The sequence below is a fragment of the Candidatus Anaeroferrophillus wilburensis genome, from assembly GCA_016934315.1.
GTDB lineage: Bacteria > Desulfobacterota > Anaeroferrophillalia > Anaeroferrophillales > Anaeroferrophillaceae > Anaeroferrophillus > Anaeroferrophillus wilburensis.
Map to the genome: position 1 here is coordinate 22,643 of JAFGSY010000014.1, position 18,876 is coordinate 41,518.

Genomic DNA, 18,876 nt, shown 5'->3' on the forward strand with positions numbered 1-18,876 from the left:
CGACACTGGATATTGTGCTCACCAGACGCGTAACGCTCGTTTTTGCAGTCTGGATGGCTCTGGCCCTCGCGGGCCTGGGCCATCCAGGCTTCACCCGTGCTGAGCCCCTATCGGGAAGCGCCAGGTGGAACTATGCTGAAATCGATAACGGCGAACAGACCTCCTGGTCTTCAGATCAGTCATACAGCCTCTTTCTGGACAAGGAACTGACGGCAGCCATGAATCTGGACAGCACATTACGTTACAACATCAATCAATCAGATGACAGCGCCTCAGACAACACCAGGATCAGTCCAACGGTCAACCTGGATATTCTCAATGACCTTTTCTCTTTGAATCTGGGAGCAACCTGCAGCTGGCTCGATTATGACCGTCAGCCTTCCTATGAAAGCAAAAGCTGGAATGCCAACTGGTTCAGCAAGTGGGCACCGGAATGGCCACGGCTGCACTTGTTCTACAATGAATCGTACCGCAAAGATGACCTGAGCCCCCACACAAGCAACAGCAAGTCGTCCCAGGCAGGGGCCTTGTTCAATTATGCCTGGCGATTCGTCACTTGCTCCTACAATGTCCGCCGGTCCGAGGATATCAACCGAGCGGGCAATACCTCGACGGTTACCGACTACCATTACGGCACCGTCGAGCTGCGGGAAAACTGGAATTTCTGGGAAAACAAAATGTCCGTTGGCGTCACTCAGCGAATTACCGCCCACTATACCGAAACTGCCAGGGAAGCGGGTTCGGGCAGTACCTTTTTTATCGAAGCAATGGACATGGAAGGGCTGTACGGCCTTGACAGCACTCCTGACGAAGGGACTCTCGCCCCGCTGCCAGCCCTGATCGACAACAACCTGCTGGCCTCTGCCGGCATCGCCATCGAATCTTCGCTGGACTATCACAACATTGGTGGCCGGGCAAATGACCGGCCGGTAACTCAGATAAGAATCCATTTTGACCGTGAGCTCTCCCAGATCATTCTCCAGGGACTGGAATGGCAGCTGTTCGCCAGCGAAGATGGCGAAGAATGGCAAACAGTTCCCGGGCTGCCGACGATCACCTATGAACTGGACAGCCAGACTACCCACAGCGTTGCAATCATCGATCTGCCCGTCAGTCTCAGTGATTATTTCAAGGTTGTTCTAAGGACCAGCAACAACCTGATTGAAGCCGTCACTATTACCGAGTTGGAAGCCGGCGAAGAAATTGCCGCCGCCAACAAGCTGACCACTGACGCCCAATACCTGAAAAGTGACTCCCATTTGTCATTGGCACTGAAGCCAACCGCACAATGGACCCTCCATGGCAGTCTGCGCCATGAGGATTCCTCCTACGATCCCGGTCGAGATCAGAGCGAAACCAACTTCTCCCTGAGAAGCGACTACGACGCCAGCCGCTACTGGTGGTTGACCCTGGGATTTGATGAAAACCACCAGCAGGACGAAGGGGAGGATAATGAATATGACCGCTCCTATTCAGCGGTAGTTAAATCATCGCCGCTTGACACCCTGGATCTCTCCCTCGGCTTTCGCCGCACAGAACAATACGAGGGCGGCACGCACACCTCGTCGTCCAACAATCTGGATGGCTATCTCACCGCCCAGCTCTATCCGGATGTCACCGCCGGGCTCCAAACCTCCTGGGTCAACGATGACGATGTATCCGCTTTCCGCTGGCGCTTCAACACCACGGCCCGGCTGACCGACAGAATCTATCTGGACGGCTACTATTACGATGGGGATTCTTCATCGTCGTATGGCATGCACGCCAACTTCAGACCATCGGACATCCTCTCATTGACAACCAGAGTGGACCATCAAGAGACCAACAACCAAACAACTTGGAGTACGAACCTGGCCTGGGTCTGCTCATCCACCATCCTGACCAACGTCTCCTATTCCTTGTCTGAATCAGCTGGCGACAGCAGTCATGCCTTCAACGGTTCCCTCTCGTTTATTCCCTGTTCCCGGCTGGATTTCAGGATGAACGCCGGCTATCGGACATCCACCGGACATAACAACATTATCAACTGGAACCTGCAATGCAATCTGCGCTACTGATTTTCACTCTTAGTGCGCTTTTACAAATATTTTTGTGCGATATGGCCCTACTGTATAAATTAAACTTTTCACGAGACTTGCCGATAAAAACAGTAAAAGGATGCGGGCGGCAACAGGGATGGCATTTCAAGTAGTTAGAGGCGTTTGGCATGTAATTTGCTCCTCATATGGACCTGTGTCAGGGACGGTTTGTGTCAGTCCCCCATTTCAGCCCAGAGGAGATAGAAAGCCATGAAGTCAATTGAGTCCGTCAGCCAGATGAAAAAAACCCTGTTGGTCGAACTGTCTAAGCTGCCAGAATACAACGCTTTTGGTTCCCGTAATGACTTTGACCGGAACCGGCTTTGTTCCTGGATTGCTGAACTGTGCCATATTGAAGAATTCGGCAACCCCTGCGACCAAGACAGCGATGTAGATTTCTGGTTTCGCGATGAGTGCTGGACCCTTTTATGCGACTATAGCAATGATGATGGTGTAGACAGTTAATATTCGGGGCTTTGTTGAATAAACGCAGCTTGCCTGGCTACTGAACAACTGGTGTAGCTTTTGCACACCCGTAAGCAGGCAGGCAGAAAGGTTTCATTCAAGGGCGCCTCGAGTCACCCTTTGATTCTGACAGGTGCCCATGATCTCTTTCTTTCTCCGACAGCTGAAGTTCTTCCTTTTTCTCGCCCTCTGCAGCTTGTTTATGGCCGGCTGCGCCCAGGACATCCGCTCCTTTAAGGATACGAACACCGAGATCAGCCTGGTGCAACGGATTGCTGTCCTGCCTTTCGAAAACCACACAAAAACCCAACTGGTGGAAAATCGCCTGCGGGATATCGTCACTACCGAAATCCTCAGCAGCGGCCTGTTTGCCGTTGTTGCCGGCGGCGATGTGCAGCGCTTCCTGGACGAGGAAGTGGGAAAGCAGACCACCATACTGACCAGCAGCATGGCCAAGCGGCTGGGCCGGGAACTGGGGGTCAGCGCCTACCTGGTGGGCGCCGTCGATATGTATGAAGAAAAACGAAACGGCTCCTACTCCTATCCGGTCGTCGCCATGACCCTGCAACTCATCGAAGTCCAGAGCGGCAACATCATCTGGCAGGCCAGCGGCAGTGAAAGCGGCTACACCACCGGCTCGCGAATTTTCGGTTTTGCCAGCGATGATTTCAACCGGGTAAGCTTCGCCCTTGCCCAAAAGCTTTTACAAACCATGTATTAACCACTTAGCGTAAAACGTCTTTTTTTGCCGCTAAGTCTGCAACCAGCCCACGGACAAAAGGGTAACGCCAGGAGATCACCTGTCACAGACATGATCAGGAACAATGCCGTCGTTTCTTTCTTTTGCCATCCAGTCTGCCGTTTAGCAACGGTTCTCCGGATAGGTTTGCCGCTTTTCCTCCTTGCGGCGACGATCGTATGTTGCCCTGCCGGCAGCACCGCCGGCGTGGCGCTCCTGCCCCTTGCCGATCTCAGCCTGGGAAGCAACAGCATCAACCAGGAGATCACCGTTGAACTGCGGGCCAGCTTGGAGGCCCAAGGAATACACATGGTGGAGGCATCTGCCGTACAGCAGTTTCTCGCCGCCAATCGGATCCGCTATTCCGGCTGCCTTGATTCACTTGAGGCCCGCTCCCTGGGACATAGCCTGGGTTGCGATCTGGTGCTGGTCGGTTCGATAACTGAAAGGACTGCCGGCGAGAACGCCTCTTTCGGCCTGCTGCTCCAGGCCATGGACACCGGCACCGGCCAATCCGTCTGGACGGCTGAACAAGCCTCCAGCCTGACCGGCCAAACCAGGTTCATGGGTATCGGCGAAGCACAATCCCTCGAGGAACTTCAAACTTTGCTGATCACTGACCTGGCAACCGATTTCTGCCATCGGCAGCAGCCGGCTACAACTCGCACGGCAGGGGGGCATCATCCCTTTCTGATTACCGATCTACGGCTGACTCCGCCCTATGCCGCCGGCGGCGCAGCCATTGAATGCTCCCTTGACCTGCGTTTCCTTGCCGCCCCCCCTGATCAGGTTGTCCTGCAGGACGGCCAGCAGACCATCACCTTGGAACCTCAGCAGAAAAGCGGCCGCTATGCCGGCAGCTGGCAGACCTCGAGCGATAATGGCTGTCATCCGATTTCCGTAGCCCTCTCTTGGGCAGATGAACCTTCGACCTTCGTAATGAAAAATCTGGCGTCCTATGAGGTGGCAAACCTGCCCCCCCGGTTGGAGCTGGAGCTCAAACGCGGCCAGCCGATGGGAGCGGTAACCGTCTTTAATGACAAACTGCTGATCATTCCCCATGTCACCAAGATGCTGCCCCTGTCGCGCTGGTGCATCGAGGTAAAGAAACCGGACGGCACGGTGCTGGTCCGCGAAATGCAGTCCGGTGCGGTCCCCAAGCTGGTCTGGAACGGTTGCCGGACAGGCAGCCAGCGGCTGGAGGACGGTCTCTATGATGTGGTCCTCCAGATATGGGATGCCGCCGACCAGAAGGCGGAAGCCAGCAAACGCATCTCCCTGCAGACAGCCTGTCGACCGTTAACCATTAAAACCACCAGGCGCCAGGACAGAACGATCATCATCTTGGCAGCTGATGACCACCTGCCAAACCAGCAGATCACCTGGCAGATGCGGCTCACCACCCCCGGCGGCAATGAAGTCCTCAACCAGACCGGCAGCTTCCTGCCGGCTGAATATGTCCTGCCCCCCGCCGCCGGCAGCGACTTCCTGCTCTGCCAGGTGGAAGCCCGGGACCAGGCCGGTAATCGTTTTGCACTCCGTGACGTCCGCGTCAAAATGCCGGACAGCAGCATGACCATGGTCCAGGAAACCAGATCCTCCCATATCTGGCAGGAGGATTTCTGATGACCCTTGAACAATCAGGCAAAGTCCTTGCCACCATCCTGCTGGCGGCGCTCCTCGTTGCCAGTTGCGGCTGTGCCGGCAAAGCGCCGCTGACCAAGATCAGCGGCCCCGTTGCTGAACACCGGCCCCTCTGCCGGGTTGCCCTTTTCCCCTTTATTGATGATCAGCAGGATACCGAGCGGGCGCTGCTGGCCTACCGGATCTTTCACCATGAACTGGTGAGAGCAGAGCTTTTCGAGGTGGAAACAGAAGGGGATGTGAGAACCTTCTTTATGCGCAATCGGATGATTCCCGGAGCAATCCTTGACAGTTTGATCTATGAAAAATGCGCCAACCAGCTTGGGGTTGATGCCATCATTGTCGGCCGGATCACAGACGCGGGTATGGATGGCAATGCCAGCAAAGGCAGGAACCCCTATCTTAATCTCCATGTTGAGATTATTGATGTCAAGGCAAAACAGCCGCTGGTGGCCAGCTTTCTGCGCCGGGAAGGCTCCGACTACCGCAAGGCGTTGCATTTCGGCATTGTTGATACCATGACCGGGCTGCTCTCCCGCCTGTCCCGGGAAATCATTGCCGACTGGCAACACAAAGGAGTCCCGGGATGTTGAAAAGACGTTGGTGCAGCCTGCTGTTCCTGCTGTTGGCCTCACTCTGTCTTGCCGGTTTCTTTTCCCCGGCCGAAAGCATGGCCTTTTCCTTCGGCAGTCCGGACACTTTGGCAATTATCAACGGCACCACGTATACCACCCAGGATTACCTTGACTGGTGGCGCGAGTGGCGGGAACCGGGAATGACAGCGGCCGCCGATCCGGATGACTTTATCGATTGGCTGCTGATGGCTGAAGAAGCCCGCCAGATGCGGCTTTTTGAAAAGCCACGCTACCTCCACAAAATCAATATCTTCCTCAAATCCCGTTCCCTGATGCTGCTGAAGCAGGAGGAGGTCGACGGCAGGATCGTCCCGCCCGGCAACGATCGTCTACGGCAAGAGTATGACCAGCGATACCAGCCGATCATCAGCCTTACCCTGGCCAGCCTGCCGGACGCGACTGCAGCAGCCAAGGTGAAAGAGCTGGGCACTACCGACATGACGATCAGCGAGGCGATCACCGCCGCTGGATTTTCGGGGGTACCCATCAGGAAACAGTCCCATGTGCGACCCCTGGCCGTTGACGAGTCTTTCAAAGTATTGTTCGCCGACAGCGGCAACCGGCAGCAGCTGTTTCTGCTGCCCCAGGCGGCGGGCTGCCTGCTGGCCAGGGTCGAAAACATCACTGCCGGCAGTGATGATGATTTTGCCCGGCTCAAAGAAACCATCCGCACGCAACTGATCAAGGACCAGCAGCAGCAGCTCAACACCGATCTGCTGGCCAGGCTGCGGCATAAATACCAGCCGGTCATCGATCAGGAAAAACTGGCAGCCCTTGAACCAGGCAGTGGACAACCGGCTGATGTAGTCATTAAAATCGGCAATCTGACAATCACCGGCGATCAAGTGGCGGCATTGCTCACCAAAGAGCAGCGGATGCGGCAAGGGAGAACGGGGACCAACACCGTTAACCTGGAGAGTCTGAAACAGCAGGTGGTCAACAATATCCTCGCCCAGACCCTGGTGAGTCTGGAAGCCCTGGAGCACCACTATGAAGAACACCCCCCATTCAAGCAAACCTTTGCCTTTTACTGCCGGCACCGGCTGATCAAGGAATTGGAGCAGGAAGTGATCCATCCCCGGGCAACCGTTGCTGAGGTAATGGTTGCAGACGCCTATGCCAGGAACCGGCACCAGTATCTCCAGCCTCCCCTGGTGGAAGTCGCCTGGGTGCAGACTGCCAACCCCTCGCTCTGTGAGCTGCTGGACCGACAGCTGGGCAGCGGTAAGGATTTTTTTACCGTCATGACCCCCTATTTCCCAGAAGCAACCAGGAGCCGGACCATACCGGAAACCAAGCTGCCGGCAGAGATCAGAGAGCTGGTTGCCGGCCTGCAGTCGGGCCAGACAGCCACACACAGTACAGCCGGACAGGAAAAGATCTACGTTAAGCTGCTCCAGCGCCATGCCCCGGAGCCTCTGCCCCTGGTGGAGGTCGCTGAGGAAATTCGCACACGGCTGCAGGAAGAACGGTTCAAAAGCGAGAAAAAACATCTGGCTGAACAATTGCGGCAACGGTCAACCATTACCGTCAAGGAAAAAACCTGGAAGAAACTGCGAAAGCAGCTGATGGAGGAACATGTTGATTAGCAGATGGCCGTTATTCCTACTCACGGGATTACTGAGCCTCACTATGGTCATCTCCTGCACCGGACCAGAGAGAAAAAAAATGGTGCGCAAAACCTGTGTTGACTGCCATGGAGAGATGGCGGCCTCATTCGCCCAGGGAATCATGCACCAGCCGGTCAGGGAGAAAAACTGCAACAGCTGTCACCGCCCCCACGGCCTGGTGGGCGGCGTCTACCTGCTGGCCCCGCAGCCGGACTTGTGTTTTCGCTGCCACCAGCAGCTGGCAGCGACTCTCAGGCAGCAGAACCACAGCCATCAGCCAGTGGCTGAAGGTCGTTGCCAGGCCTGCCACGAACCCCACAACGCCGGGGAGGCCGCCCTGCTCCGCCTGCCGGAAGAACAGCTGTGCTACAGCTGCCATGACCGGCAGCAGTTCAACCGGCCTTTCCGCCACCAGCCCCTCGACGACTGCTGCAACACCTGCCACCAGGCCCACAGCAGCAATACTGCCGCCCTGCTGCCGCAGGAACAAAACGACCTTTGTCGACAATGCCACAGTCTGGAAGACCAGAACTTTATCGCCCGTCACGGCGGCTATCCGGTAACCACCGGCTGTCTTGCCTGCCATGATATTCACTCAGCAAACAACGTTCACCTGCTGCGCCCGGCCCTGCACCAACCAGTGGCCCGGAAAAGCTGCGGCGACTGCCACGAAAGCGCTGACAGTCCGGCCCCCTTTGCCACCATAGAACAGGGAAACCAGCTTTGCCGGCAATGTCATGACAGTCAGCGCACTGCCCAAAGCAATCCCCGGGGACACCAACCAGTGGCCGAAGGAAACTGCCTTGCCTGCCACCGTCCCCACGCCAGCGACCATCAGGGAATGCTTTCCCGGCCCGCTGGCGAGCTGTGTTTCTCCTGCCACCAGTTCGCCATGGTAGCCGGGGGCAAAAGAAATCTGCCCCAGGGAAAGGGCAGCGTCCACCAGCCGCTGATCGCCGGCGATTGTCTTGCCTGTCACCTGGGACATGTCCCGGGGGAGGGCCAGGATAAACTGCTGGCCGGCGATGTTACAACCCTCTGCCAATCCTGCCATGACCAAGGCAGAAAAACGCCGGCGGTTCCCCATGCGCCCATGGAAACCGGCAACTGCCTGATGTGCCATCAACCCCACGAAAGCCTTAATCCATCCCTGCTGGTTCAGCAGGAAAGGGATCTTTGTCTCAGCTGCCACCCCGGCATACTTGACGAACTGCTGAAGCAAAATCTCCACCGTCCCTTTGCCGCCGGCAACTGCAGCGCCTGCCATCAACCCCATGGAAGCGGCAACCGGCAGCTGTTGGCAGCTGGCAAAAACGCTCTATGCGGCAACTGCCACCAGCAGACCATGAACAGGGCAGCAAGTCAACATCAGCCCTTCAAGGAGGGCCGGTGTGATCACTGCCACCTGACTCATGCTGCAGATAAACCGGCCCTGCTGGTCGGCGACGGTCAGGCACTCTGCCTGGGGTGCCACCAGGAACAGACGCCGGATACCAGCCAGGGAGCAACCGTCCACCAACCGGTGGCCATGCTGAACTGCATCGCCTGCCACAGCGGCCATGGGCTTGATCAGCCGGCCTACCTGCTGCAGGAACGGCCAAAGCTTTGCCTCACGTGTCATCAGATTGATACTTTCTGGGAGAAGGGCGTCGCCCATCAGCCAGCCGCCGAGGGTCAGTGCGGCCTCTGTCATGAGCATCACCAGGCCGGACGACCCCAACTGCTGAAAGAGGACCCGGCAGTGCTGTGCGCCGACTGCCACCACATTGATGCGGAAACATTCAGCAAAAATCACCACGGGATTGCCGCCGGCAGGCAGCACTGCCTTGGCTGTCATGATCCCCATGGATCACCGGCACCCGGACTGTTGCTGCCTTTCGGCCATCAGCCATTTACCACCGGTGACTGCCGTGCATGTCATACCAAGGATCTGCCATGAGATTACGAAGCCTCTTGCTGCTGTTATGCCTTCTCCTGACCGGGCCATCTGCAGCCTGGCCTGTCGCTGGCCCGGGAGCCGGCCCCTGCTATGACTGTCACCCACAAGAAACCTTCCAGGGTCGTTTTCAACACCACCCGGTGGCCAAAGGGGAATGCGGTGCCTGCCACCAGCCACATGTGGCAAAATATCCCGGCCTGCTGGCCCGCCCGGAGAAAGAACTGTGTTTCAGCTGCCACCAGCGATTTCAGCAGCACATGGAAAGAAAGGGCCACCAACATGCACCGGTGGCCAAAGGGGAATGCGGTGCCTGCCATGCCCCCCACCAGGCCGACAATGACAACCTGCTGAAAAGCAAGCCGGGGACCGAGTGTGAACAATGTCATACCCTGAACCAGGCAGCCTATGAACATCGCCATCAGCCTTTTGCCGCCGGCAATTGCTACGCCTGCCACGACCCCCACAGTGCCGATCATGAGCAGCTGCTGAAACAGGGTGAACCCGGGATCTGCCTGAGCTGTCACCAAAGCAGCAAAAAATTGCAGCAGCAACATCTGGGCCGGGAGCTGAAGGAACTCAAGTGCCTCGGTTGCCACAACCCCCACGGCAGCACCAATGCCGCTCTCCTGCGTTCCACGGCACACCAGCCATTTGCCCAGCGGCAGTGCGGCCAATGTCATGGGCGTCCGGCTGGGGATGAACTCTGTCTTTCCTGTCATCAAGAGGTCCTGACAACCTTCCTGCAGCCCCATACCCACTTGCGGGGCGCTGGCGACCATCATCTCTGTCTTGGTTGCCACAATCCCCATGTGGCTGACCAACCGGCCCTGCTCACCAGCAGCACAGGCAAAAACTGCCGTGCCTGCCACGAGGATAAATTTATCCGGCGGGCTGCGGCACTGCATCTGCATCCGGGCAGGCATGTCTGTACCAACTGCCATACACTTCACGGTTCCAGCCGGCCGGATATGCTGAAAGACGAACCCCGGGAGGTCTGCGCCAGCTGTCACCAGCGCCATAAACAGTTTACCCACCCCCTGGGTGAAAACGCACTTGACCCCCGCAATCACAAACCCATGGATTGTGTTACCTGCCACGATCCCTGCAACGGCACCATGTATACCTTTAATCTGCGCCGGGACGGCAAACGGAGCCTGTGTATCCAATGTCACCAGAAATACTAACAAACCACATAGCTCTAACGAGAAAATGTAAGCTGACTATAATCAGCCTGGTATTACTGCTGGTCGCGGCCTGCTGCGGCACCCCGCTGGCTGCCGGTAGCGGCCCCTGGCAGCCCTTGCAGCTGCTGCAACCATCTCGAGAATCGGGACAGACACCCCGGCCACTGAATCTGGCCATCGACCGGGAACGGCAGCGCTACTACCTCATTGATGGTGCCAATGCCATGATTACGGCATTTGACAACGGCGGGACAGAGCTTTCCCGCTTCAATGCTGACGGCGCTTTCGTTCATCCGGTCGCCATGGTCAGGGACAGCAGCGACAACCTCTGGATCAGTGACCGGGGACTCAACAGCCTCCTCCATCTCTCCCTGAAAAACAGGCAGATGGAGCGTTACACCCTCACACGCCCCGGGCAGGCGATGGTCATCCCGGACCGGCTGGCTATCGACCAGCAGAACAATATCTATTGTCTTGATCTGTTCAGCGGCGAAATTTTGAAATACCAGCCTGATCTGTCCCTGGACGCGGTCTTCGCCCTGCCGGCCGGCGGCAGGGGGTTTATGGATCTGAAGCTCAAAGGAGATCGTCTGTGGGCCCTTGACGGCACCGCCAAAACCGCAAGCGTTTTTGCCTTGGACGGCACCAGGGAGCAGACCATCAGCCTGCCGACCAGCCTGCAGTTTGCGATTGCCCTGGAGGTTGATCAGGCCGGTGCCCTCTACCTCCTTGACCGGCATGCCGGTACCATTGTCGTCTGTGACCGAAGCGGCCGGCTGCGCTACCGTTTCATGAGCAAAGGCGAGCTGCCCGGCCAGCTGGCCTATGGCGCCCAGCTGCTTTTTGACTGGCAGGGCAATCTGGTGGTCGCCGATGAAGGCAACGGCCGGATAGAAATTTTTGGAAGATGATCTGGGTATGCTAAGCAGAAAGCAGATACGCTGTCCCTTTCAAGACCTGCTCTGTCTGGGCGGGCTGCTATGCATCATGGTCTGGAGCCTGTGCCAGGACAACCGCCTGTGGGCGGCGGTTGCCGGTCCATGCTCCGACTGCCATACAATGCACTACAGCCAGGGAGGCGACCTCCTGGCCGCCTGGGGAAGCTCCGGTCCCTACGCCGGCCTGCTCGCCAATGACTGCGTCGGCTGCCACACCGGCACGAACAGTAGCGGCGGCAACACCCCATGCGTCACCGCCGCCACGGCGCCGGACTACGGCACCACCGGCACCGAGGGCACCACTTTGGCCGGCGGCAGTTTCTACTGGGTAACCGGCGATGATACCTGCGGCCATAACGTCAGCGGCATCGCCGGCATCGGCTTCGACCAACTGCCGCCTGGGTTTACCAACGGCCGGGCCGCCGGTGACAGCACCACCCCAGGAGGAGGCGCCTGGCTTGGTAGCCAGCAGGTCACCTGCGCCGGCACCTATGGCTGCCACGGCAGCCATAACCAGGATAATCAGACTGCGGCCATCCGCGGCGGTCACCACAGCACCAAGTCGGGAGCCATTACTCCTGACAATGATGCCACCGATTACCGGATGCTGGTGGGAATCGCCGGCTATGAGGATCCCGACTGGGAATTTCTCCCGGATACCAGCAGTCATAACCAGTACAAAGGGGTTCATGATCCCAACAACAGCACCGCCCCCGACACCTCAACCATCAGCTATTTCTGTAGTGAATGCCACGGCAGTTTTCATGACGACATCAGCACCGGCATTACCTCTCCCTGGCTGCGGCACCCCACCAACTACGATATGGGGATTGCCGGTGCCGCCGGTGGGGAATATCGCTATTTTAACAGCGGAACCGGCTCGGCGGTCAGCGCCTACAGCGTCATCGCTCCAGTGGCCAGCAGCGTCACGACAACACCTTTATCTGTGGTCAGTGCCCATGAGGCAAACAACACAGCCATCGTCACCTGCATTTCCTGCCACCGGGCCCATGGCTCCCAATTTTATAAAAGCATGCGCTGGGATTATGCCGGTTCACCGACCGGCGGTTTCTGCTCCCTGTGTCACACATCGAAGGATTAGGATGACCAATCACCCCGCATATCCGCAGTACCAGCGCAGTACGCCGGAAAGGCTCCTGATCCTGCTGATCCTCTTGATCCTCTGTTGCGGCTGCAACGGCTACCGGCCGCCGGTGCCGGCAGCAGACGAAGGGTTTACCGTCGCTCCCGACCAGATGCTCATCTCCCTCTACCTGGCCGCCGTGGGCAAGCCGGCTGCCAGGATAGCCGGAGAGCTTGCGGCCATTGAGATCAGTGACGGTCGCCTCTGGCTGCCTCTGACCATGGAACCGGCAACCATCGACAACACCATGGGCCAGGGGCAGCAGCTGCTCGCCCTGGCCGACCTGCCGCCGGCAGACTACACCCACCTGCGGTTAACTTTCAGCACAATTACCGTCAACGGCCAACCGTGGTTCGCGGAGACCATGCCAAGGGAACTGGAACTACCCCTGGCCGGTTCCCTCCACTGGTCAGCCGGCAGTCATTGCTGCCTGTTCCTCGACTGGCACCAGATTTCCCTGACACCCCCTGACCCTTTCTGGCATTCCTTTGCCGGCCGCTGGCAGGCTCTGCCCCTCAGCACCGATCTGGTGACGGTCATCTGTGACCGGCTGAATACCGTTTACCAGATCAGTCCGGACCGCAACCAGGTGGTCGGGACATTGCGGCTGCCAGGGGAACTCGGTGAATCGGCTTACAATGACCGGCGACAGCGCTGCTATATTCTTGGCATCGACAACCGGCGGCTCTACGTTATTGACGCCTCCACCAGCCGGCTGGTGGATGGTCTGCCCCTGCCGGCCGCCGTTGCCCCCCGGTTTCTGGTACTCTCGCCCGACGGCCGTTTTGCCTATGTCAGCGACCCACCGGCCAACCGGATCACCAAACTCAATCTCGAAAGCGGCTTTGTCGAAACCCAGAACGCCAGCATCCTGGGCCCAAGCCGCCTGCTCTATCGGTCAGGAGCTGACCGCCACGATCTAGTGGTGGCCGTTCCTGACGAACAGGCCGTCTATCTTTTGGATCCTGAAACCCTGGGAATCAGGCGGATTCTGGCCCTGAACCGCACCCCACGGCAGCTGCTTACCGTTGAGGACCGGCTCTATGTCACCGATGACACCAGCAGCACTGTCGGCGTCTACCAGTGGCCCGCCGGCACCCTGATTACCCAGATTCAGGTAGGACGGTCGCCTGGAGAGATGGCCGCCAACGCCGGCAGGCTCTATGTCTGCAACGTCGGTGACGCCTCAATCTCCCTGATTCTGCCACGGCAAAACAGCGATTTTCGGCGCCTGCCGGCGGGTGCCACCCCGGTCGATTTGGCCATTTCACCTAACTGGCAGAAGCTCTATATCGCCAACCGTGACCAGAAAAAACTGACCATCAGGGATCTGCACACCGGCACCCTGCTGGCTACGGTACCTCTGGGGGATAAACCCCGGGAAATAACCTTATGGGAACCATGATCTGACTTGGATAACCTTACAAACCAGAAAGGAGGGAGGTGGGGCATATAACACATAACAACCTGAAACAATGCCGCTTTTGGTAATCTTCGGGCACATTGGTTACCAGAACAACGGCAACAATGCAAGCTAACCAGTTTATTTTATGGGAGTTTCACATAGAGAACTGATTAATTATCTTGGCATATTTCTTGCGTAACCAAGCATTGTATGCACTATCAGAAAACAATGCTGACAATAAACCTGGAAGCCAGGGAAAACCATATTCTACGTAGGAGAGAACAATGACTAAAAAACTCGTAGCAACCACCGTGATCTTTTTAATGGCACTGGTGATCGGCCCCTCAAGTGCCTGGTCGGTAGGCGGACAGTGTGCCGATTGCCATACCATGCACGACAGCCAGGGGGGAGCTGCTGTAGCTGTTGGTGGTCCCCATGACAGGCTGATAAGCGCCACCTACAGCAGCACTAATCCGTGCCTCGGATGCCATGGTGGCGATGATTACCAAAGTGGCGATGCAACGCCTTATGTTTTAGGAACCAACCTTCTTGAGTCAGACGACCTGGCAGGAGGAAATTTTGCCTATCACGCAACTGGTGATGCCTACGTCCACAATGTTCTGGGCTCGTCTGTCGACGATGATGCCACTCTTGCAGCCGTTCCGCCGGGCTATGACAGCCTCAACTACCCTGATCCGGATGCATTTGTCAGATATACGGGCGGCACAACTACTCGGCTGCAGTGCGCCGGCACCTACGGCTGCCATGGCAATGCCACTAACAGTGACCCGTACGATGCCATTTCCGGCGCCCACCATGGCAATGCCAGTGGCACCCTGACCACCGCAGACACGGTCGGCAACAGCTACCGTTTCCTTTATGGTGTAATGGGCATTGAGGACAGTGACTGGGAAAATACGGCCGACGACGCTGATCACAACCAGTATCATGGTATTCACCGCACCGATGATGTCTCGCCCGATTCAGCAACAATCAGCTACTTATGCTGCCAATGCCACGGGGACTTCCATGAAGCAGGGGCATCCGGCGGTTCACCCTGGACCCGCCACCCCACTGATTTTGACTTGAGTGAGGCCACCGGAACGGAATATGCCAGCTATAATGCTGACAACTCATACAGTATCATTGCCCCGGTTGCCAGTGACGTAACAACCGATGGCGAAGTTGAAGCAGTTGTTCTTGATGAATCGGGAGAATATGATGCCATCGTCACCTGCCTCTCCTGCCATCGCGCCCACGGTTCAGCCTATCCTGATCTGCTGCGCTGGGATTATTCTGCCATTGATGCAGGAGGAGGAGATGGTAATGTAGGCTGCTTCATCTGCCATACGACCAAAGACTAACGTTTGCAATAGCCCACTAACTATTCTTTCCACGACCAAGGGGGCCGGCAGATGCCGGCCCCCTTGGTTATCCTTTTCGCGCTGTGTTCCTACAGCAAATCAAATTTTTTCATCCGGTAGCGGAGGGTATCCCTGGTAACCTTGAGGAAGCGGGCCGCCTTGGTTTGATTGCCGGCGTGTTTTTTCAGGGCCAGATCAATGATTCTCTTTTCAATCTCCTCCAACGAAACGCCATTGGCAGGCAGAGAAATCTGCAGCGCATCGTCACCCTCGGACTGTGGGGGCACATTGGGTGCAAGCGTCGGCCTCTGCGGGTAGTCCGGCACCGGTGCCGGCTGGGGCGTTCGCGGCTGGGGAATATAGAGATGCTCCGGCCGGAGGATTTTTTCATCTTCAATGATAATCGCCCGCTCGATGGTGTTGCGCAGCTCCCGGACGTTGCCCGGCCATTCGTAGTTCATCAGCATCTCCGTCGCCCGGGGATCGACAGATTCAATACTCCGGCCGTACGCCTGGTTGAATATCCCCATGAAATGCTTAATCAGGTGGGGGATATCGGATTTCCGCTGGCGCAAGGGGTGCAGATTGATGGACATCACATTGAGACGGTAAAACAGATCAGCCCTGAACCTGCCATCAGCGGCCATGGCCTCCAGATCCTGGTTGGTGGCCGCAATAATCCGGGCGTCAACCTCGATATCCCGCCCGCCCCCCAGGCGCCGGTACCGCTTGTTTTCAATAACTTTCAGAATCTTTGCCTGCATGGGCAACGGCATATCGCCAATTTCATCAAGGAAGACCGTCCCCCCCTCAGCCATTTCAAAAACCCCCTTCTGACGTTTACCCGCATCGGTATAAGCCCCCTTTTCATGGCCAAACAGTTCATTCTCCAGCAAAGAATCAGGAATGGCAGCACAGTTTACCTCGACGAAAGGCATCTCCGAGCGGCCGCTATGGGCATGAATGGCTTTGGCCACCAGCTCCTTGCCGGTGCCGCTCTCCCCCATGATCAAAACGGTCATATCATTGGTTTGGGCGCAGCGATTAATGATTTTGAAGGTTTCAATCATCACCGGGCTGTTGCCGATCAGCGCCTCCTGGTCGGTCATCTTATCGATGGAACGGCGAAAATAGTTCACCTCGTCCTGCAGCAGTTTTTTCTCAAACGCCTGCCGGACAACATGCCGCACCGCTTCCAGGTTGAACGGCTTGCCAATGTAGTCCTCCGCCCCGTACTGGAATGCCTGAACAGCTGAATTAACATGGGCATAGGCGGTAATCATGATAACAATCAGATCCTCATCCTCTTCCTTGAACTGCTTGAGCAGGTCCATGCCGCTCATATCGGGAAGCTTGATATCCAGGAGGATCATGTGAGGATTGAATTCATCTTTCTTTACCAAGGCCTCCTTGCCGGTTGCCGCCGTCTCAACGATATAGCCGGCCTTCAGCAGAGGCTGCGACAACGACCAGCGGATCAGATGTTCATCATCAACAATGAGAATTCTTCTCTTTTTCGGCATATCCTTCTCCCGTCTTAGGGCAATCGGCATTAAACCCATCATCCTGGTGCGCCATATCCTCCCGGCTGACGTACCCAGGTGGTCCTTATGCAAAAAGCATGCAACCCATGGCAGATCATGGAGAAAATCCACAACAACCTGAACGTCTCGACCTACCGGCACTAACCTTTCTGGCAGCCCTAGCCTCATTGAGTTATATCACACTTTTATAGCGGGAAAACCCCCTTTTGGTGTATTGCCCCAATCTGGCAGGCAGCTAAACCACCTTTTTATGGCATCATGGAGCCTTTTCCACCCGGCATGAAGTTTGCTGTTATCTCAAGGCGCCAGAAACTGCCGCTAAACAAAAAGACAGAAAAATCTCAGGACTGCCAATGTTAGGACTTTACGGAAACAGCAACCCCATGCCGGCAAAACCTCCCCTTCAGACCCTGGATGAGCTGTCCGCACTCTATAACCATGCCACCCGGATGCCGCTGGCCGGCAGCGAAGATGCGGTCATCTACCACCTCTACGAGAGGCTGACGGAACTGGTGGGAGATGAACACTTCTCCATCTTTTCCCTGTGTGACCAGGAAGTAAAAGTTTTCCATAAATTTATGGACAGCTCCCATGAGGGGCCCTTCAACTATAACCAGCCTTTTATCGGCAAACCGGATGGCCTGCTGAAAAAAGTCTTTGATACTGCCAGACCGCACTGGTTTATCAGAAAGCGGCTCGCCGCCGGTGAAAACGCAGCCAACCGCGAAACATTCAGTGACGACCCGCTACTCGACCGATTTTTCGGCCTCGAGCCGGATTCACTGTTGATTCTGCCCATCTGCAGTGATCCGGGCCGTTGTCTCGGCTTTGTCGTCTTTCCCGGCTACGCTGGCGAAAGCATCCCTCTTGAAGAGGGCATTCTACTGCAGGCTGCCTGCCATATCCTGTGTGCCGCCAGAACCATCAGCGAGAGACGCCGCGGACAGCAGAAAGCCCTTCGCCTGGCAATGCTGGAAAAAAAGTACAATGTTCTGCAGCAGAAGACTGATTTTTTTAAAAGCGTGTTCAATAATTTCCGCAACGGCATGCTGACTGTCGACAACCACCTGCAGGTTACCAACGCCAACCAGAAAGCCACTTTTCTGCTCGGCTACCCCCTAAAAAAACTCCTCCGGCGCAAACTGCACCAAATTATCAAAACCAGCGAGGAAGAGGTCAGACAAATTTTTAAACAGGGCGGAAAATGTGTTGATCCGCACACCGGGATGATGACCGAATTTGAGTTCATCACCCAGGATGGCTCCACCTTCCCGGTCGAGGCATGCTTTTCAGCCATCCTCGATGCCGATGGAGCAATCACCGGCCTGACCTGCTCATTCCGGGACGTAACGGTGAAAAAAACAATGGAAAAAGGCCTGGCCCGCATCGATCGCCTGGCATCACTCGGGGTTATCGCTTCCGGCATCGCCCATGAAATCAAAAACCCCCTGGCCGCCATGGCTGGCGTCCTGCAGAATCTTGCCGATAACGTCAACTGGGAAGGCAAGCAGGGGCGGTTGTTTTCCCAGTTATTGTCCCAGATCGGCCGCATCGATACGGTAATCAACAGTTTGATGCAGTTTGCCGAACCACAGATTGCCGCGCTGGAACATTTGCAGGCCAATGAGATCATTGCTGGAATTTTGCCGCTGGTGGAAAATCAGCTGGCCAGGGATGACATCGAACTGGTGACTGACTTTGATCCGGCCAACCCCGCCATTACCGGTGATCTCTATCTGCTGCAGCAGGCCCTGATCAACATTATCATGAATGCCTGCGAAGCAATGGTGGACCAGGATCAACCTCGAAGGCTGATGATTATGACCTGTGGCCACCGTGAACAGTGTCCGTGCTCGCTGGGCGATTTTTCCATTAGCCCACCGGCCAACACCATCAACATCATCATTGCCGATACTGGATGCGGGCTCAACCCGACGGAAAGTGAGCATATATTTGATCCTTTCTACACCACCAAAGCCACGGGAAACGGATTGGGACTGGCCATTGCGCAGCGGATTATTGAGCAGCACCATGGCATAATTCTGGTTAACAACCACCCCGACGGCGGCACCATCTTTACTGTTTCCCTGCCCATCAAGGGATAAAACCGAATATTTCTCTCAGGATTTACGATTCCTGACCGACAATAAGCATATGTAAGGACAGGAAAAACCGTCCTTGCCCCCT

General features: G+C 56.5%; 15 protein-coding genes. 13 read left to right on the top strand and 2 right to left on the bottom strand.

The features are described from left to right. The first annotated feature begins 14 nt into the window (after positions 1–14). The 3 genes from JXO50_03625 (at position 15) to JXO50_03635 (ending at position 3,264) form a co-directional block, all read left to right on the top strand. The gene (locus JXO50_03625; GenBank protein ID MBN2332177.1) at positions 15–2,057 is read left to right on the top strand and encodes a hypothetical protein; all 2,043 of its coding nucleotides are present in this window, start codon (positions 15–17) and stop codon (positions 2,055–2,057) included. Positions 2,058–2,288: 231 nt separating this feature from the next. Beyond that, positions 2,289–2,543, top strand: a complete 255-nt coding sequence (locus JXO50_03630) for a hypothetical protein (GenBank protein ID MBN2332178.1) — start codon at positions 2,289–2,291, stop codon at positions 2,541–2,543. 139 nt (positions 2,544–2,682) lie between these two features. Next, positions 2,683–3,264 (top strand): hypothetical protein, encoded by a 582-nt coding sequence (locus JXO50_03635; protein MBN2332179.1) that lies wholly within the window; start codon positions 2,683–2,685, stop codon positions 3,262–3,264. A gap of 141 nt (positions 3,265–3,405) precedes the next feature. On the opposite strand, the gene JXO50_03640 is transcribed toward JXO50_03635, so the two are convergent. Further along, a complete protein-coding gene (locus tag JXO50_03640) occupies positions 3,406–3,582 on the bottom strand; it encodes a hypothetical protein (GenBank protein MBN2332180.1) in 177 nt (58 codons plus the stop codon). Positions 3,583–3,591: 9 nt separating this feature from the next. Here JXO50_03640 and JXO50_03645 point away from each other — a divergent pair, with 9 nt between their 5' ends. From JXO50_03645 to JXO50_03685, 9 genes are all read left to right on the top strand, one after another. Then, the gene (locus JXO50_03645; protein MBN2332181.1) at positions 3,592–4,908 is read left to right on the top strand and encodes a hypothetical protein; all 1,317 of its coding nucleotides are present in this window, start codon (positions 3,592–3,594) and stop codon (positions 4,906–4,908) included. After that, entirely contained in the window at positions 4,908–5,519 is a 612-nt protein-coding gene (locus JXO50_03650) for a hypothetical protein (GenBank protein ID MBN2332182.1), read from the top strand. Before JXO50_03645 ends, JXO50_03650 begins: the two co-directional genes overlap by 1 nt. Further along, entirely contained in the window at positions 5,513–7,150 is a 1,638-nt protein-coding gene (locus JXO50_03655) for a peptidyl-prolyl cis-trans isomerase (GenBank protein MBN2332183.1), read from the top strand. Before JXO50_03650 ends, JXO50_03655 begins: the two co-directional genes overlap by 7 nt. A gap of 79 nt (positions 7,151–7,229) precedes the next feature. Then, a complete protein-coding gene (locus JXO50_03660) occupies positions 7,230–9,110 on the top strand; it encodes a hypothetical protein (GenBank protein MBN2332184.1) in 1,881 nt (626 codons plus the stop codon). Continuing rightward, a complete protein-coding gene (locus JXO50_03665) occupies positions 9,107–10,294 on the top strand; it encodes a hypothetical protein (GenBank protein MBN2332185.1) in 1,188 nt (395 codons plus the stop codon). Before JXO50_03660 ends, JXO50_03665 begins: the two co-directional genes overlap by 4 nt. Continuing rightward, positions 10,276–11,205: a hypothetical protein gene (locus JXO50_03670; GenBank protein MBN2332186.1), complete on the top strand. Its 930-nt coding sequence runs from the start codon at positions 10,276–10,278 to the stop codon at positions 11,203–11,205. Before JXO50_03665 ends, JXO50_03670 begins: the two co-directional genes overlap by 19 nt. 7 nt (positions 11,206–11,212) lie before the next feature. Continuing rightward, on the top strand, positions 11,213–12,334 hold the full coding sequence (locus tag JXO50_03675; protein MBN2332187.1) for a hypothetical protein: 1,122 nt from the start codon (positions 11,213–11,215) through the stop codon (positions 12,332–12,334). A 1-nt stretch (position 12,335) separates the two neighbouring features. Further along, the gene (locus JXO50_03680) at positions 12,336–13,781 is read left to right on the top strand and encodes a hypothetical protein (protein ID MBN2332188.1); all 1,446 of its coding nucleotides are present in this window, start codon (positions 12,336–12,338) and stop codon (positions 13,779–13,781) included. A 284-nt stretch (positions 13,782–14,065) separates the two neighbouring features. After that, positions 14,066–15,145 carry a cytochrome c3 family protein gene (locus JXO50_03685; GenBank protein ID MBN2332189.1) on the top strand — a complete coding sequence of 360 codons (1,080 nt, stop codon included), beginning with the start codon at positions 14,066–14,068 and terminating at the stop codon, positions 15,143–15,145. 89 nt (positions 15,146–15,234) lie between these two features. Here the strand turns inward: JXO50_03685 and JXO50_03690 are convergent, their stop codons facing one another. Next, positions 15,235–16,668: a sigma-54-dependent Fis family transcriptional regulator gene (locus JXO50_03690; GenBank protein MBN2332190.1), complete on the bottom strand. Its 1,434-nt coding sequence runs from the start codon at positions 16,666–16,668 to the stop codon at positions 15,235–15,237. Positions 16,669–17,042: 374 nt separating this feature from the next. Between JXO50_03690 and JXO50_03695 the strand changes: the two genes are divergently transcribed. Continuing rightward, positions 17,043–18,794 (top strand): PAS domain S-box protein, encoded by a 1,752-nt coding sequence (locus JXO50_03695; GenBank protein MBN2332191.1) that lies wholly within the window; start codon positions 17,043–17,045, stop codon positions 18,792–18,794. Positions 18,795–18,876 lie beyond the last annotated feature (82 nt).

Coding starts and splice junctions, on each gene's coding strand:
- JXO50_03680 (MBN2332188.1), top strand. CDS start 12,336: ATGACCAATCACCCCGCATATCCGCAGTACCAGCGCAGTACGCCGGAA.
- JXO50_03685 (MBN2332189.1), top strand. CDS start 14,066: ATGACTAAAAAACTCGTAGCAACCACCGTGATCTTTTTAATGGCACTG.
- JXO50_03670 (MBN2332186.1), top strand. CDS start 10,276: ATGTCACCAGAAATACTAACAAACCACATAGCTCTAACGAGAAAATGT.
- JXO50_03660 (MBN2332184.1), top strand. CDS start 7,230: ATGGTGCGCAAAACCTGTGTTGACTGCCATGGAGAGATGGCGGCCTCA.
- JXO50_03695 (MBN2332191.1), top strand. CDS start 17,043: ATGTTAGGACTTTACGGAAACAGCAACCCCATGCCGGCAAAACCTCCC.
- JXO50_03630 (MBN2332178.1), top strand. CDS start 2,289: ATGAAGTCAATTGAGTCCGTCAGCCAGATGAAAAAAACCCTGTTGGTC.
- JXO50_03690 (MBN2332190.1), bottom strand. CDS start 16,668: ATGCCGAAAAAGAGAAGAATTCTCATTGTTGATGATGAACATCTGATC.
- JXO50_03675 (MBN2332187.1), top strand. CDS start 11,213: ATGCTAAGCAGAAAGCAGATACGCTGTCCCTTTCAAGACCTGCTCTGT.
- JXO50_03645 (MBN2332181.1), top strand. CDS start 3,592: ATGGTGGAGGCATCTGCCGTACAGCAGTTTCTCGCCGCCAATCGGATC.
- JXO50_03635 (MBN2332179.1), top strand. CDS start 2,683: ATGATCTCTTTCTTTCTCCGACAGCTGAAGTTCTTCCTTTTTCTCGCC.
- JXO50_03665 (MBN2332185.1), top strand. CDS start 9,107: ATGAGATTACGAAGCCTCTTGCTGCTGTTATGCCTTCTCCTGACCGGG.
- JXO50_03655 (MBN2332183.1), top strand. CDS start 5,513: ATGTTGAAAAGACGTTGGTGCAGCCTGCTGTTCCTGCTGTTGGCCTCA.
- JXO50_03650 (MBN2332182.1), top strand. CDS start 4,908: ATGACCCTTGAACAATCAGGCAAAGTCCTTGCCACCATCCTGCTGGCG.